This is a genomic window from Sphingomonas sp. GW821-FHT04B01 (genome assembly GCF_059420425.1).
Window position 1 is genome coordinate 458,382 of the sequence record NZ_JBWKTR010000002.1, and the last position, 15,756, is coordinate 474,137.

The window sequence follows — 15,756 nt, forward strand, 5'->3', positions numbered from 1 at the left end:
GATCAGATGTGAATCGGCTTGCCGGTCACCGCCATCGCCGCTTCCTTGATCGCTTCGGAATGCGTCGGATGGGCGTGACAGGTATAGGCGATATCCTCCGACGTCGCGCCGAACTCCATCGCCTGCGCCGCCTGCGCAATCATCGTGCCGGCGACGCTGGCGATCGCCCAGACGCCGACGACGCGGTCGGTCTTGGCATCCGCGATGATCTTCACGAAGCCGTCCGGTTCGTGATTGGTCTTGGCGCGGCTGTTCGCCATCATCGGGAACTTGCCGACCTTGATCTCGCCCTTCGCCTTGGCGGCCTCTTCGGTCAGACCGACGCCGGCGAATTCGGGCAGCGTGTAGACGACGCTCGGGATGATGTCGTGGTTCACGATGCCGGTGAGGCCGGCGATGTTCTCCGCGACCGCAATGCCCTCGTCCTCGGCCTTGTGCGCGAGCATCAGGCCGGGGGCGACGTCGCCGATCGCCCAGATGCCGGGCACGCTGGTGGCAAAGTCATGGTCGATCTCGACCTGGCCGCGCGCGTTGACCGAGAGGCCGGCGGCGTCGAGGTTGAGGCCGTCGGTGTTCGGCTTGCGGCCGATCGCGAGCAGCACGACGTCCGCGTCGATCGTCTGCGCCTCGCCGCCGGCGGCGGGCTCGACGGTCAGCGTCGCCGCATCGCCATTCACCGCCACGCCGGTGACCTTGGTCGACAGCTTGAACTCGAAACCCTGCTTCTTGAAGATCTTCTGCGCTTCCTTGCGGACGTCGCCGTCGAAGCCGGGCAGGATCTGGTCGAGATATTCGACGACCGTGACCTTGGCGCCAAGCCGGCGCCAGACGCTGCCGAGCTCGAGGCCGATGACGCCGCCACCGATCACGACGAGATGCTGCGGCACCTTGGCGAGTTCGAGCGCGCCGGTGCTGTCGACGATGACCTTCTGGTCGACGGTGACGCCGGGCAGCGGCGTGACCGACGAGCCCGTCGCGATGACGATGTTTCTCGCACGAACGGCCTTGCCGTCGATCTCGACGCTGTCCTTGCCGGTGAAGCTGGCGCGGCCCTTGAGCCATTCGACCTTGTTCTTCTTGAACAGATATTCGATGCCGCCGGTGAGCTGGTTGACCGCGTCGCGGCGCTGGCCGTGCATCGTGTCGAGATCGAGTTCGGCGGTGACCTTGATGCCCATCTTGGCCATCGTGCCGTTCGAGGCGGCATCGAAGAACTCCGACGCGTGCAGCATCGCCTTCGACGGAATGCAGCCGACGTTGAGGCAGGTGCCGCCCAGCGTCTCGCGGCTTTCGGCGCAGGCGGTCTTCAGCCCGAGCTGCGCGGCGCGGATCGCCGCGACATAGCCGCCGGGGCCGGCACCGATCACGAGGACGTCATAGTCGTATTGCTGTTCGTCAGCCATTGCTCAGCTCCATCGTGCTCCTGCGAACGCAGGAGCCCAGGGTTACGGGCGATGCCATTCTTGGCTCTGGACTCCTGCGTTCGCAGGAGCACGCGTCAGAACAGCGTCTCGTACAAATCCTTCCACTGCGGGTTGCCCTTTTCGATCAAATCGACCTTCCAGGCCCGCTTCCACTTCTTCATTTGCAGCTCACGCTGCCGTGCCGCCTGTATGTCGTCGCTCGCGTCGTACCAGACAAGCAGGATGCAACCATGTTCTTTGGTGAAGCCATCGACGAGCCGGTTACGATGTTCGTATGCCCGGCGGATCAGATCGCTGGTCACGCCGAGATAGAGCGTGCCGTTGCGTCCGCTTGCCATGAGGTAGACGTAACCGGGGCGCATGCCGGACTCCTACCGTGTTCCTGCGAACGCCGGAACCCAGAGCCAGGCGGGGATACCGCCCGTGACCCTAGGCTCCTGCGTTCGCAGGAGCACAAGCACTTACAGGTCGATCAGGATGCGGGTCGGGTCTTCGATCGCATTCTTGAGCGCGACGAGGAAGGTCACCGCCTCGCGGCCGTCGATCAGGCGGTGATCGTAGGACAGAGCGAGATACATCATCGGGCGCACGACGACCTGACCGCCGACCACCACCGGGCGCTCCTCGATGCGATGCAGGCCGAGCACCGCCGCCTGCGGGGGGTTGATGATCGGGGTCGACATCAGCGAGCCGAACACGCCGCCGTTGGAGATGGTGAAGGTACCGCCCTTCATTTCGTCCATCTTGAGCGTGCCGTCCTTGGCGCGGCGGCCGAAGTCGCCGATCGTCTTCTCGATGCCCGCGACGGTGAGGTCCTGCGCATCGCGGATCACCGGCACGACGAGGCCGTTCGGCGCGCTGACCGCGACCGAGATATCCGCATAATCGTGATAGACGATCTCGTCGCCCTCGATCGAGGCGTTGACCGACGGAATGTCCTTCAGCGCCATCGTCGCGGCCTTCACGAAGAAGCCCATGAAGCCGAGGCGGACGCCGTGCTTCTTCTCGAACAGATCCTTGTACTTGGCGCGCGCCTCGATCACCGCGGTCATGTCGACGTCGTTGAACGTCGTCAGCATCGCGGCGGTGTTCTGCGCTTCCTTGAGACGCTTGGCGATCGTCTGGCGCAGGCGCGTCATCTTGACGCGCTCTTCCTTGCGGCCGCCCGTGGGGGCAGCGGCGGGCGCGGGCGCGGCGACGGGGGCCTGCGTCGCGGGCTTCGACGCGGCGGCGGCGGCGACGTCTTCCTTGGTGATCCGGCCGTCCTTGCCGGTGCCGGTGATCGACGACGGATCGAGACCATATTCGAGCACGGCACGGCGCACCGACGGCGACAGCGCCGCGGGCGAATCGCTCGACGCTTCCGGCTGCGCGGCCGGTGCCGGAGCGGCAGCCGCTGCCGGCGCGGCGGCGGGGGCCGGAGCGGCGGCGGGCGCGGGCGCCGACGCCGGAGCGGCGGCCGCGCCGTCACCCGCCTCGATCGTCGCGAGCATCGCGCCGACCTCGACCGTGTCGCCGACCTTGACCGCATGCTGGCCCATCACGCCGGCGACCGGCGACGGCACCTCGACCGAGACCTTGTCGGTCTCGAGGCTGGCGATCGGCTCGTCGACCTTCACCGGGTCGCCGGGCTGCTTGAGCCATTCGCCGACGGTGGCTTCGGTGATCGATTCACCCAGAACGGGCACGGTAACTTCGGTTGCCATCTCTTGCATCCTTCTCCCCGGGGAGGGGTCTCAATCGGGGAACGTTGTTAGCTGCTGGGGGCCTGGGTGGGCCGGGCGGTGGTGGTGGACGCCTCGCTGCGGGTGCGGCGGATTTCCTCGCGGACGTTGTGGCCGAGCGCATCGGCGACCAGCGCGCCCTGTTCGGCGGTGTGGCGCTTCATCAGGCCCGTCGCCGGCGAGGCGGCGGACTGACGGCCCGCATAGCGCGGCCGCTTGACTGCGCAATCGGCGGCCTTGAGCGATTCCTCGATCAGCGGCTCGACGAAGAACCAGTAACCGTTGTTCTTCGGCTCTTCCTGCGCCCAGACGACATCCTCGAGCTGCGGCATCCGCGCGATCCGGCGGGCGAGCGCATCGCCGGGGAACGGATAGAGCTGCTCGATCCGCACGATCTGCGTGCCGGTATCGCCCGCGGCGTTGCGCGCCTCGATCAGGTCGTAGGCGACCTTGCCGGTGCACAGCACCAGCCGCTTCGTCTCGGCATCCGCCGCACCGTTGGTGTCGGAGAGGATGCGCTTGAAGTGACTGTCGCCCTGGAAGTCCGCCGCAGCCGACACCGCCAATTTGTGGCGGAGCAGCGACTTAGGCGTCATCACGATCAGGGGTTTGCGGAAGTTGCGGTGCATCTGCCGGCGCAGCAGGTGGAAGTAGTTCGCCGGCGTGGTGCAATTGGCGACCTGGATATTATCCTGCGCGCACGACTGGAGGAAGCGCTCGGGACGTGCCGAGCTATGCTCCGGCCCCTGCCCTTCGTAGCCGTGCGGCAGCAGCATCACGAGGCCGTTGGCGCGCAGCCACTTGGACTCGCCGCTGGTGATGAACTGGTCGATCATGATCTGCGCGCCGTTGACGAAATCGCCGAACTGCGCCTCCCACATCACCAAAGTCTTCGGATCGGCGAGCGCATAGCCGTACTCGAACCCGAGCACGCCATATTCGGAGAGCGGACTGTCGAGCACCTCGAACCGGCCGTGCTCGACCGTGGTCAGCGGCACGTACTTGTGCTCGTCGGTCTGGTCGACCCAGACCGCGTGGCGCTGCGAGAAGGTGCCGCGGCCCGAATCCTGACCCGACAGGCGGACGCCATAGCCCTCCGACAGCAGCGAGCCGAAGGCCAGCGCCTCGCCGGTCGCCCAGTCGAAATTCTCGCCGGTCTTGAACATCTGGCGCTTGGCGTCGATCACCCGCGACAGCGTCTTGTGGATCTGGATGCCCTCGGGCACCGTCGTCAGCGTGCGGCCGAGTGCGTCGAACAGCTTGAGTTCGATGCCGGTCTCAACGTTGCGGCGCTCGCTGCCGCCGTCGGTCGGCGCAGACAGGCCCGACCAGCGACCGGCGAACCAGTCCGCCTTGTTGGGCTTGTAGCTCGCGCCCGCCTCGAACTCGCCTTCGAGCAGGGTGGTGAACTGGTGGACCTTGTCGTCCAGCCATGCCTGATCGATCACGCCCTCCGACATCAGGCGCTTGGCATAGATCTCGCTGACGCCGGGATGCTGGCGGATGACGTTGTACATCAGCGGCTGGGTGAAGCCCGGCTCGTCGCCCTCGTTGTGACCGAAGCGGCGATAGCACCACATGTCGATCACGATGTCGCGATGGAACTTCTGCCGGAATTCGATCGCCATCTTGGTGGCGAAGGTCACCGCCTCGGGATCGTCGCCGTTGACGTGGAAGACCGGCGCCTGCACGCCCTTCGCCACGTCGGACGGATAGGGCGACGAGCGCGCGAACTGCGGCGAGGTCGTGAAGCCGACCTGGTTGTTGATGATGAAATGGACGCAGCCGCCGGTGTTATAGCCGCGGATGCCCGAGAAGCCGAGGCATTCCCAGACGATCCCCTGCCCCGCGAACGCCGCGTCGCCGTGGATCAGCACCGGCAGCGAGCCGGTGTGCTCGACGAGGTCGTTGGCGAGCGTCTGGATCGCGCGCGTCTTGCCGAGCACGACCGGATCGGCCGCCTCGAGGTGCGACGGATTGGCGACCAGCGACATATGGACCTTGTGACCGTCGAACTCGCGGTCGGTCGAGGTGCCGAGGTGATATTTGACGTCGCCCGAACCGCCGATCTCGTCGGGGTTGGCCGAACCGCCGGCGAATTCGTGGAAGATCACGCGCAGCGGCTTGGCCATCACGTTGGCGAGCACGTTGAGGCGGCCGCGATGCGCCATGCCGTAGACGATCTCGCGCACGCCGGCCTGGCCGCCGTATTTGATGACGCTTTCGAGCGCCGGGATCATGCTCTCACCGCCGTCGAGGCCGAAGCGCTTGGTCCCGACATACTTCTTGCCGAGGAACTTCTCCCATTGCTCGGCCTCGATGACCTTGCTCAGGATCGCGCGCTTGCCGTCGCTGCTGAACTCGATCGCCTTGTCCTTGCCCTCCATGCGGTCCTGCAGGAAGCGGCGCTCCTCGACGTCGACGATATGCATATATTCGAGGCCGACGTTGCCGCAGTAATTGCGGCGCAGCGTGTCGACGAGCTCGCGTACGGTCGCCCATTCGAAGCCGAGCGTGCCGCCGAGGTAGATCGGCCGGTCGATATCGGCGTCGGTGAAGCCGTGATATTCGGTGCGCAGATCCTCGGGCATGTCGCGGTGCGACAGGCCGAGCGGATCGAGGTTGGCGGCGAGATGGCCGCGGACGCGATAGGTGCGGATCAGCATCTGCGCGCGGATCGCGTCGCCCGCCGCCTTGATGATGTCGTCCTTGGACGGCGCCGCGGTCGGCGCCGCGGCGGGCTTGCCGCCCTTGGCCGGCTTGGGCGCCGGCTCCATCTGGGTGGGGTCGAGGCCCGCGGTCAGGTCGTCGGTGGTCGACAAAGGCCAGCGCTTGTTGGTCCAGCTCGGACCGCCGGTGCCGGCTTCGAGACCCTCGAAGAAGCCACGCCAGCCGAGATCGACCGACGACTGGTCGGCCTGATATTTGGCGTAGAGCGCTTCGATGAACGCAGGCGACACGCCGGATGCGATGTCGCCGAAATCCTGACCTTCGTAGCCCATGGTCTTCTTCCTTCAACCCCTCTCCCCTTGTGGGAGAGGGAGGGGCCCGCCGCCGTCAGGCGGTGGGAGGGTGAGGGGAAAGGGTGTCGCTCGGCATCCCCCTCATCCAACTTCGACTAGGCGGCTGCGCCGCCAAGTCTCCGTATCCTTCTCCCACGAGGGGAGAAGGGTCAGATCAGCCGTTCAGCACTTCCAGCAGCGTCGAACCCAGTTCCGACGGGCTCGCCGCGACCTTGATGCCGGCGGCTTCCATCGCCGCTATCTTGCTCTCGGCGTCGCCCTTGCCGCCCGACACGATCGCGCCGGCATGGCCCATGCGACGGCCCGGAGGCGCGGTGCGGCCTGCGATGAAGCCGGCCATCGGCTTCTTGCGGCCACGCTTGGCCTCGTCGATCAGGAATTGTGCGGCCTGCTCCTCGGCGTCGCCGCCGATCTCGCCGATCATGATGATCGACTGGGTCGCCTCGTCGGCGAGGAACAGTTCGAGCACGTCGATGAAGTTGGTGCCGTTGACCGGATCGCCGCCGATGCCGACCGCGGTGGTCTGGCCGAGGCCGGCGTTCGAGGTCTGGAACACCGCCTCATAGGTCAGCGTACCCGAGCGCGACACGACGCCGACCGAGCCCTGCTTGAAGATGCTGCCGGGCATGATGCCGATCTTGCACTCGCCCGGCGTCAGCACGCCCGGGCAGTTCGGGCCGATCAGCCGCGACTTGGAGCCCGACAGCGCGCGCTTGACGCGGACCATGTCGAGCACCGGGATGCCTTCGGTGATCGCGACGATCAGCGGGATCTCGGCGTCGATCGCCTCGAGGATCGAATCGGCGGCGAAGGGGGGCGGCACGTAGATCACCGACGCATCGGCGCCGGTCTTCGACTTGGCTTCGGCGACGGTGTTGAACACCGGCAGGCCGAGATGCTCGGTCCCGCCCTTGCCCGGCGTCACGCCGCCGACCATCTGCGTGCCATAGTCCAGCGCCGCCTTGGTGTGGAAGCTGCCGGTTTCGCCGGTCATGCCCTGGGTAATGACCTTGGTGTTCTTGTTGACGAGGATGCTCATGGAGGCTCCCTGGATGTGACGCAGCCCCCGTCGATGCGGGGGCGCCATAAGACGTGCGGGGCGGCCGGTCGCCGCCCCGCACCGAAATGATTAGTTCAGCGAGCCGTCGATGCCCTTGCACGCCTCAAGCAGTTCCTTGACCGCATCGACGGAGACGGTGAGGTTCGCCTTGGCCTCGTCGTCGAGCGCGATCTCGACGATCTGCTCGACGCCGCCGGCACCGATCACCACCGGCACGCCGACATAGAGGTCGTTCACGCCGTACTGACCATCGACATAGGCCGCGGCGGGCAGGACGCGCTTCTGGTCGTAGAGATAGGCCTCGGCCATCGCGATGCCGCTGGTCGCCGGGGCGTAATAGGCCGAGCCGGTCTTGAGCAGGCCGACGATCTCGCCGCCGCCGCCGCGGGTGCGCTTGACGATCGCGTCGATCTTGTCCTGCGTCGAGCGGCCCATCTTGATGAGGTCGGGAACCGGGATGCCCGAGACGGTCGAATAGGAGATGACCGGGACCATCGTGTCGCCGTGGCCGCCGAGCACGAAGCTGGTGACGTCCTTGACCGAAACCTGGAACTCGTCGGCGAGGAAGTGGCTGAAGCGCGCCGAATCGAGCACGCCGGCCATGCCGACGACCTTGTTGTGCGGCAGACCCGAGAATTCACGCAGCGCCCAGACCATCGCGTCGAGCGGGTTGGTGATGCAGATCACGAACGCGTCGGGGGCGTTGGCCTTGATGCCCTCGCCGACCGCCTTCATCACCTTGAGGTTGATCCCGAGCAGATCGTCGCGGCTCATGCCGGGCTTGCGCGCGACACCGGCGGTGACGATGATGACGTCGGCGCCGGCGATATCGGCATAATCGTTCGAGCCGGTGATCTTAGCATCGAAACCTTCGACCGGGCCGCACTGCGACAGGTCGAGCGCCTTGCCCTGCGGCACGCCTTCGACGACGTCGAACAGGACGATGTCGCCAAGGCCCTTCAATGCCGCGAGGTGCGCGAGCGTGCCGCCGATGTTACCGGCGCCGATCAGCGCGATCTTCTTGCGAGCCATCCAATCCATCTCCGTTACAGGCAGGGCGTGATTGGCCACGCCGGTTACGCCCGTTTTGCGCGCCCGGCAACCGTTAAACGGCATGGGTTAAGAGTTTATCTGATAATGGTTCGCAAGTGCATTAGACTGTGCCATGGCCTTGCGCCAGATAGTCTTCGGAGCGGATTTCCTCGAGCCGGCTGACCGTGCGCTGGAATTCGAACCGGCCATCGCCCTCGGGATAGAGCGCGTCGGGCTCGGCATCGGCCGCCGCGAGCAGCTTGACCTTATGCTCGTAGAGCGCGTCGATCAGCGCGACGAACCGTGCCGCCTCATTGCGGTTCTCGGGCCCGAGCTTCGGAATGCCGACGAGGATCACCGTATGATAGCGGCGTGCGACGGCCAGATAGTCGGCCGCGCCGCGCGCCTCGCCGCACAGCTTTTTGAAGGAGAAGACCGCGACGCCCTTCAGCGTCTTGGGGACGTGCAAGGTGCGCCCCTGCACCTCGATATCCTCCGACGGGATCGGCTCGGTCACCTCGTGATCGGTCAGGCGGAAGAAGGCGGCGGACAGGTTGCGCGTCGCCTCGGCGCCGTTGGGCACGAGCCAGGTGTTCTGCTGGCCGAGCCGGTCGCGGCGATAGTCGATCGGCCCGTTCAGCGTCACCACGTCGAGCCGGCTTTCGATCAGCGCGATGAAGGGCAGGAAATGCTCGCGGTTGAGGCCGTTCTTGTAGAGGTCGGCGGGTGCGCGGTTTGAGGTGGTGACCATCGTCACGCCGGCTTCGAGCAAGGCGGTGAACAGGCGGCTGAGGATCATCGCATCGGGCGAGTTGGTGACCATCATCTCGTCGAAGGCGAGCAGCCGCGTCTCGGCGGCAAGCGCCGCGGCGACGGGGGCGATCGGGTCGCCCGCTTCCCGGCGGCGCTCGATCGCGATGCGGCCGTGCACCTCCAGCATGAATTCGGAGAAATGGACGCGGCGCTTCCTGTCCACCGCGACATTGGCGAAGAACAGGTCCATCATCATCGACTTGCCGCGGCCGACGTCGCCGAACATGTAGACGCCGCGCGGGCCGCCGCCGCCGCGCCCGGTGAGGCGGCTCAGCAGGCCCTTCTTGCGTGGCGCCTCGAGTGCGGCGGCGAGTTCGTCGAGGCGGGTGGCAGCGGCGCGCTGTTCGGCGTCGGGGCGCAACTCGCCCGCGGCGACGAGCGCGTCATAGGCGTTGAGGACTTTGGTCATGGGGAGCTCCTGCGAACGCCGGGGCGCTCATGGTCATTATAGGCGTTTCGCCTCGCCCTTACCCTTCGGTCGCAGGCGGCGCTGGGTGAGGGCAGGCGCGATCGGCCAAAGCGTTCGCCTCAGGCCGTCGCCTTGCGCAGCGTGCCGGTGAAGCTGGCGATCGTCCGCGCCTCCTGCACGATCAGCCCGCGCAGGAACAGCATGCGGCCGGTTTCACGCAACAGTTCGATGCGCGCTTCCAGCGGCACCCCGATCGCGCCGCCATCGATGAACTGCGCCGACAGATCGACCGTCACCGCGCCCCCTGCGCCGAGAACGCCGAAGCCGCGCGACGCGGCGAACAGCGCGACGTCCATGAAACCGAGCAACGCCCCGCCGTGGACGTTGTCGCGCATATTGGAATGGTCGCGCCGCGGCTGCATGCGGACGCGGGCGATGCCGTCCTCGACGCGGACGTGCAGCGGTTCGATGAATGTGTTGAAGCGCGACACGTCCCGGAACTGCCAGCGTTTCCAGCCGGGCAGCTCCGGATCGTCGTCGTAGACGAAGGCCGGCGACTCCGTCACGCCACGTGCCTTACAGGATGCGCTCGGCTTCCATCTTCTTGATCTCGGCGATCGCCTTGGCCGGGTTGAGACCCTTGGGGCAGGTGTTCGCGCAATTCATGATCGTATGGCAGCGATAGAGGCGGAACGGGTCCTCGAGCTGGTCGAGCCGCTCGCCGGTCATCTCGTCGCGGCTGTCGGCGAGCCAGCGATAGGCCTGGAGCAGGATCGCCGGCCCGAGGAACTTGTCGGCGTTCCACCAATAGCTTGGGCACGAGGTCGAGCAGCAGGCGCACAGGATGCACTCGTAGAGACCGTCGAGCTTGGCGCGATCCTCAGGCGACTGCAGCCGCTCCTTGCCCGAGGGCGGCGGGCTGACCGTCTGCATCCACGGCTTGATCGAGCTGTACTGCGCGTAGAAATGCGTGAAGTCGGGAACGAGATCCTTGATGACGTCCATCGCCGGCAGCGGCGTGATCTTCACCTCGCCCTTCACGTCCTCGATCGCGGTGGTGCAGGCGAGGCCGTTGCGGCCGTCGATGTTCATCGAGCAGGACCCGCAAATGCCCTCGCGGCACGACCGGCGGAAGGTGAGCGACGAATCCTGCTCGGCCTTCATCTTGATGAGCGCGTCGAGCACCATCGGGCCGCATTCGTCGAGGTTGATCTCGAACGTATCGTAGCGTGGGTTCTCGGCGGTATCGGGATCGTAGCGATAGACCTTGAAGGTCTTGATGCGCTGCGCGTCACCAGTCGCTTTATGAACCTTGCCCTTCGCCTTGACCTTGCTGTTCTTGGGCAGGGTGAACTCGGCCATCGCCGCAACGCTCCTCTATATGCTGCGTTGCGGCTATGCCTTTCGTCGGGCGAGTGCAACCCCCGAGAGATAGGCGGCGATCAGATCACATCAAGAACAAGGCCGCGCTGGCGCGCCTCCTCGGCCTCGATATACCAGTTGGACGGCGCCTTGCTGCGCAGCTCGTCCAGCGTCACCGACGAGCCGCGGACGATCTCGCGGAAGCCCTCTTCCTGGATCTTGATCGACTCCTCGATCTCGTGGAGCTTGGCCTTGAGCACCGCGGGCAAGGTGGTGAGCGGACCGGAGAGCTGCACCGTGCTGGTCATCAACCGCTCGTGCAGCATCAGCCGGGTGCCGCGGGTGAGGAACCGCTTCTCGACCGGGAAGGCCGCCATGAAGGTCGCACCGGCGGAATAGACCGCGACCTTGCCGAGGAACAGCGTCTCGCGGCCGGTATAGTCGCGCAGCAGCTGGATATCGTCGCCCATCGCGCGGCCCATCTCGGGGTCGCCGCCAAGCGTCGTGATCGACACGACGAGCGGGCCGTCCTGCGGCGCTTCGGCGAGCTGCGTCTTGAAGCGGGCGTACATCATGTCGTCCACGGTGCCGTGGAGCTGGATGTGCGGGAAGGCCAGCAGGGGGTATTTGCTGGCGACGTTTTGGCGGGCGCTATCGGTCATGTCGCGGCGAACCCCCGTGGCCCGCCGAGGTTCCCGACCTCGGCGGAACCCGCCGCCGTGGTGGCGCGCTTGTGGCGCACCCCAGCGAAAGATGATCTCATGAAGCCAGCGCTAAAGCCTCTCGCCGAGCAGGTGATCGTGATCACCGGAGCAAGCTCCGGTATCGGCCTCGTCACCGCGCGGATGGCGGCGGGGCGCGGCGCCAAGGTGTTGCTGATCGCCCGCGACGAAGCGGCGCTGCGCGAGGCGGTACAGGGCATCGTCGCGGCGGGCGGGACGGCGGACGCCTATGCCGCCGACATCGGCGACGCGGATACGATGCGCGCCGCAGCCGCGCATGCCAACCAGCGGTTCGGACGGATCGACACCTGGGTCAACGATGCCGGCACCGCCATCTACGGTAAGCTGGTCGAACTGCCCGACGACGAACATCGCCAGCTGTTCCGGACCAATTATTTCGGCACCGTCCACGGCTGCCTCGCCGCCATCCCGTATCTGACCGCGTCGCGCGGCACGTTGATCACGGTCGGGTCGGTGGCGTCCGACATGCCGAGCCCGATCATGGGCGCCTATGCCGCGAGCAAGCACGCGACCAGGGCCTACATCGACGCGCTGCGCATGGAGCTGGCCAGCGACGGGGTGCCGATCCAGGTGACGTTGGTCAAACCGTCGGGGATCGACACGCCGATCGCCCAGCATGCCGCCAATCACGAGCCCGGCGAGGCGCAGATCCCGCCGCCGGTCTATGCGCCCGAGCTGGTCGCGGACGCGATCCTGTTCTGCGCGACGCATGCCAAGCGCGACATCACCGTCGGCGGGGCGGGCCGCGCGCAGGCGCTGTTCGCCGCGCATTTCCCCAAGCTGTTCGACCGGCTCGCGCCGCTGGCGGCGACGATGTTCGTCGATCCCAAGAAGGACCAGCCAGCGCCGAGCAATCTGTTCACCACCACCGATACCGGCCGCGTCCATTCGGGCGAGCATCCGGCGGCGCGGCAGACCAGCCTGTATACCGCCGCGGCGAAACATTCGGGGCTGACCACGGCGCTGGTCGCGATCGCCGCGGCGGGCGCCGGCGCCTTCCTCTACGGCCGGAAGGATGCGGCGTGAGCGATATCGAATGGCAGATGAGCGCCGTCCTCGCCAACGTCGACCGCGGCGGCAACGAGGTTCCCGAGGTGACCAATCTCGCCGATGCGGTGCGGGCGTGGCTGGCGCTCGACAACGGCTTGCAGAATGACGCGGTGCTGCGCCCCGAACGCGCGGTCGACGTCGACGGCGAGCCGGTCGCGGTGTTCGCCGGGCAGGCGATCCGCGGTCTGGCCAAGCGACTAACCGGCTGAGCGTTCAGGCGCGCTTCGCGCTTCCGATCAGGGCCAGCATCGTCGCGGCGAGGCCGTCGCCGCGTGCTTCGAGCCGGATCGGACCACCCTTCTCCCCTGCCTGGATCAGCGCCATCGCCAGGCCGTTGAACGCGGATCGCGTCGTGGCGTGATCGGGCTCCAGACTGCGCGGATCACCGTTGCCGACACCGAGCAACACCGCGTCGCCGCTCAGCGCGAAGGTGATGCGGTTGTTCGCGGTCGGCACCTCGCGGCGCTGTCCGTCGAGGATCGCGGCGCGGACCACCGCGACCTCGCCCGGTGCGAGCTGGCGTCGATCGCTCGACAGGCCGATCCCTGCGGGTGCGCCGGTCGTCTGTCGTTCGGCGGTCAGGATAGGGCGACCATCGCGGAAACCCCGCGCGGTGATCCGGCCCGGTGCGTACGGCACCTGCCAGGCGAGATGCGTGTTGCGCGCCACCGTCTGCCGCCCGAGGCTGCGGCCGTTGAGGAACAATTCGACCGCCTCGCAATTGCTGTGCACCCAGACCGCGACCGTCTGCCCCTCGCGACCCGGCCAGTTCCAGTGCGGGAAGAGGTGGAGCACCGGCTCCGAACCCCACCAGGCGCGGTAGTAATGGAAATTATCCTTGGGGAAGCCGCACAGGTCCATCTGGCCGAAGTGCGAGACGTTTTCCGGCCAGCGTTCGAACGGCGTAGGCTCGCCGCGATAGTCGAAGCCGGTCCAGACGAACCCGCCGGCGAGGAACGGCCGCGCGTCGTAGAAGGACCACCATGTCTCCGCGGTCGTCGCCCAGACCGGATAGTCCTGATCATAGGCGGGGACGAGCCCCTCCTTGTCGTTGCGGGCATATTCGCCGCGCGTCATCACCGTGCTGCCCGTCTCGGTGCCGATCATCGGCACGGTCGGGTGCTTGGCGTGATAGCCGTCGATCTCGCCGAGATAATAATTGCAGCCCATGACATCGAGCACGCGCGAGGCGCCCTGCCCGAGCTTGCCGTTGAATGCCTCGGTCACCGGACGGGTGCCGTCGAGCGCATGGACGCGGCGCTTCATCGTCTCGGCGATGCGGGCGCCGTTTTCGGTGCCGCGGTGGATTTCCTCGTTGCCGATGCTCCAGATGAAGACGCTGGGGTGGTTGCGGCCCTGTCGCACGACGCGGTCGAGCTGTGACAGGCCTTCGGCATTGCTCGACATCTGCCGCGTCTCGCTCATCACGAGGATGCCGAGCCGGTCGCAGGCGTCGAGGATCGCCGGCGCGGGGGCATGGTGGGTCGAGCGATAGGCGTTGGCGCCCATCGCCTTGAGCTGTTCGAGCCGCCAGACGTGCAGGCTGTCGGGCACCGCGAAACCGACGCCGGCATGATCCTGATGGTTGCAGGTGCCCTTGATCTTCACCGGACGGTCGTTGAGGAAGAAACCGCGGTCGGGATCGAAGCGGATCGTGCGGATGCCGAAGCGCGTCTCGTCGCGGTCGACCGGGGCATCGTCGATCAGGATCTCGCTGGTCAGCGTATAGAGGTGCGGCGTCTCCAGCGACCAGAGCGCCGGACTGGCGAGCAGCGTCTGCTGCGCCGCGATCGTCTCGCCCCAGGCGGGCAGCGCGAGCGGATCGGAGGTCAGCCGCGCCACCACCCGCCCGTCCGGCGCGGCGATCGTCGAGCGCAGCCGGACGCGCGTGGCGGGGCCGTCGTTGACGATCTCGGTCGTGATCGCCACCTGCGCGCTCGCCGCGGCGACGGTGGTGCGTACGGTCGCACCCCATTGCCGGACGTGCACCGGCGCGGTCTTGACCAGCCGCGCGTGGCGATAGAGGCCGGCGCCCTCGTACGACCATGCCTCGCCGAGACTGACGTCGCAGCGGACGAGCAGCACATTGTCCTCGCCCGGCTTGGCGAAGTCGGTGACGTCGATCTCGAACGGCGTATAGCCGCTCTCGTTCGACCCGACGACGAAGCTGTTGAGGATGACGAGGCAGTCGCGGGACACGCCGTCGAACTGGAGCAGCAGCCGGCGCGTCGCATCCGCCGGCGTCAGGCGGATGACGCGCCGGTACCAGCCGACGCTGGTCGCCGGCCACATCCGGCCGAGCGGCTTGAAACCCTGATAAGCGCCGGTTTTGTCCGCGTCGCTGCCCGGCGCGCCGAACCGCTCGAACGGCAGGTCGACCGCCCAGTCGTGCGGCAGCGACACCGTCGCCCAATCCTTGGCGTCGAACTTGGCTTCGGCGGCCGGGGTGCCGGCGTCGCCCGATTTGGCATAGGTATCGTGGCTGCGGCCGAAGCCGAAGTCCCTGGCCGGGTCGCTGGCGTGGCCGAGGTGAAAGCGCCAGTCGGTGTCGAGCGGCTCGACGATGCGCGGGTTCGGCGAAGCGGCCGGAGCCGCCGCAGCGAGCGGCGCGGTGGGCAACAGCGCCGCGACGGCGGAGGCGCCGCCGGTCTTCAGGAGCGCGCGGCGGTGCGGGTGGCTCAAAGGGCGTCCTTCCGGCGGTTGATCGGATCGCCATTCCATCATTTCGCCTTTAGTCCGTCAAATATATTATACGATGATAAGGTCTTCGGCCGTCTCCGTATGGCAGGCGACGGGGTGAAGCCGACTTTGATTTTACATGCGTTCGCAACGACTTGAGTGAGCATGTCCGCTCGGATTGCGGACGGATGTTTGACGTCAGTGGCATGGTTCGATTTGCATCAGCGCACGCGAGTGCGGCCTCTTGAATCACGTCCGGAGTTCCACTGGTAAGCAGTTGAGGACGCGCGCTTTATCCGAAATTCGATGCCGCCGGACCGATCGTTTCGGATGCCGACCACGGCGATTGCGACGCTGCCATACGTCGTTGCCCGAGATTGCAAAATCGCCTGCATTAACCCAATGGTAGCCTCCTCGTGCCAGGGATGGCCGAGGGG

The 15,756-nt window shown here is 66.8% G+C and carries 13 protein-coding genes; 2 read left to right on the forward strand and 11 right to left on the reverse strand.

The genetic code is table 11. The annotated features are described in order from the left end of the window. Positions 1-2: 2 nt before the first annotated feature. The 10 genes from lpdA to AC07UH_RS08390 form a co-directional block, all read right to left on the reverse strand. Positions 3-1,403, reverse strand: coding sequence for a dihydrolipoyl dehydrogenase (gene lpdA, locus AC07UH_RS08345; protein ID WP_495180166.1), 1,401 nt, complete (start codon positions 1,401-1,403; stop codon positions 3-5). A gap of 95 nt (positions 1,404-1,498) precedes the next feature. After that, the gene (locus tag AC07UH_RS08350) at positions 1,499-1,786 is read right to left on the reverse strand and encodes a GIY-YIG nuclease family protein (RefSeq protein ID WP_495180165.1); all 288 of its coding nucleotides are present in this window, start codon (positions 1,784-1,786) and stop codon (positions 1,499-1,501) included. Positions 1,787-1,885: 99 nt separating this feature from the next. Further along, positions 1,886-3,130, reverse strand: coding sequence for a 2-oxoglutarate dehydrogenase complex dihydrolipoyllysine-residue succinyltransferase (odhB, locus tag AC07UH_RS08355; RefSeq protein WP_495180164.1), 1,245 nt, complete (start codon positions 3,128-3,130; stop codon positions 1,886-1,888). Positions 3,131-3,177: 47 nt separating this feature from the next. Next, positions 3,178-6,150 (reverse strand): 2-oxoglutarate dehydrogenase E1 component, encoded by a 2,973-nt coding sequence (locus AC07UH_RS08360; protein ID WP_495180163.1) that lies wholly within the window; start codon positions 6,148-6,150, stop codon positions 3,178-3,180. Between the two features lie 175 nt (positions 6,151-6,325). Next, a complete protein-coding gene (gene sucD, locus AC07UH_RS08365) occupies positions 6,326-7,210 on the reverse strand; it encodes a succinate--CoA ligase subunit alpha (protein WP_037536645.1) in 885 nt (294 codons plus the stop codon). 90 nt (positions 7,211-7,300) lie between these two features. After that, positions 7,301-8,263, reverse strand: a complete 963-nt coding sequence (gene mdh, locus AC07UH_RS08370) for a malate dehydrogenase (protein ID WP_495180162.1) — start codon at positions 8,261-8,263, stop codon at positions 7,301-7,303. A gap of 121 nt (positions 8,264-8,384) precedes the next feature. Beyond that, the gene (zapE, locus tag AC07UH_RS08375; RefSeq protein WP_495180161.1) at positions 8,385-9,485 is read right to left on the reverse strand and encodes a cell division protein ZapE; all 1,101 of its coding nucleotides are present in this window, start codon (positions 9,483-9,485) and stop codon (positions 8,385-8,387) included. Positions 9,486-9,604: 119 nt separating this feature from the next. Next, positions 9,605-10,051 carry a PaaI family thioesterase gene (locus AC07UH_RS08380; protein WP_495180160.1) on the reverse strand — a complete coding sequence of 149 codons (447 nt, stop codon included), beginning with the start codon at positions 10,049-10,051 and terminating at the stop codon, positions 9,605-9,607. Positions 10,052-10,061: 10 nt separating this feature from the next. Continuing rightward, entirely contained in the window at positions 10,062-10,847 is a 786-nt protein-coding gene (locus AC07UH_RS08385) for a succinate dehydrogenase iron-sulfur subunit (RefSeq protein WP_038659584.1), read from the reverse strand. Positions 10,848-10,927: 80 nt separating this feature from the next. Further along, positions 10,928-11,509: a ClpP family protease gene (locus tag AC07UH_RS08390; RefSeq protein WP_137899377.1), complete on the reverse strand. Its 582-nt coding sequence runs from the start codon at positions 11,507-11,509 to the stop codon at positions 10,928-10,930. Between the two features lie 99 nt (positions 11,510-11,608). Here AC07UH_RS08390 and AC07UH_RS08395 point away from each other — a divergent pair, with 99 nt between their 5' ends. Next, positions 11,609-12,616: an SDR family oxidoreductase gene (locus AC07UH_RS08395; protein WP_495180159.1), complete on the forward strand. Its 1,008-nt coding sequence runs from the start codon at positions 11,609-11,611 to the stop codon at positions 12,614-12,616. Beyond that, entirely contained in the window at positions 12,613-12,849 is a 237-nt protein-coding gene (locus AC07UH_RS08400; protein WP_495180158.1) for a hypothetical protein, read from the forward strand. Before AC07UH_RS08395 ends, AC07UH_RS08400 begins: the two co-directional genes overlap by 4 nt. A 4-nt stretch (positions 12,850-12,853) precedes the next feature. On the opposite strand, the gene galA is transcribed toward AC07UH_RS08400, so the two are convergent. Continuing rightward, positions 12,854-15,322, reverse strand: coding sequence for a beta-galactosidase GalA (gene galA, locus AC07UH_RS08405; protein ID WP_495180157.1), 2,469 nt, complete (start codon positions 15,320-15,322; stop codon positions 12,854-12,856). Between the last annotated feature and the right edge of the window lie 434 nt (positions 15,323-15,756).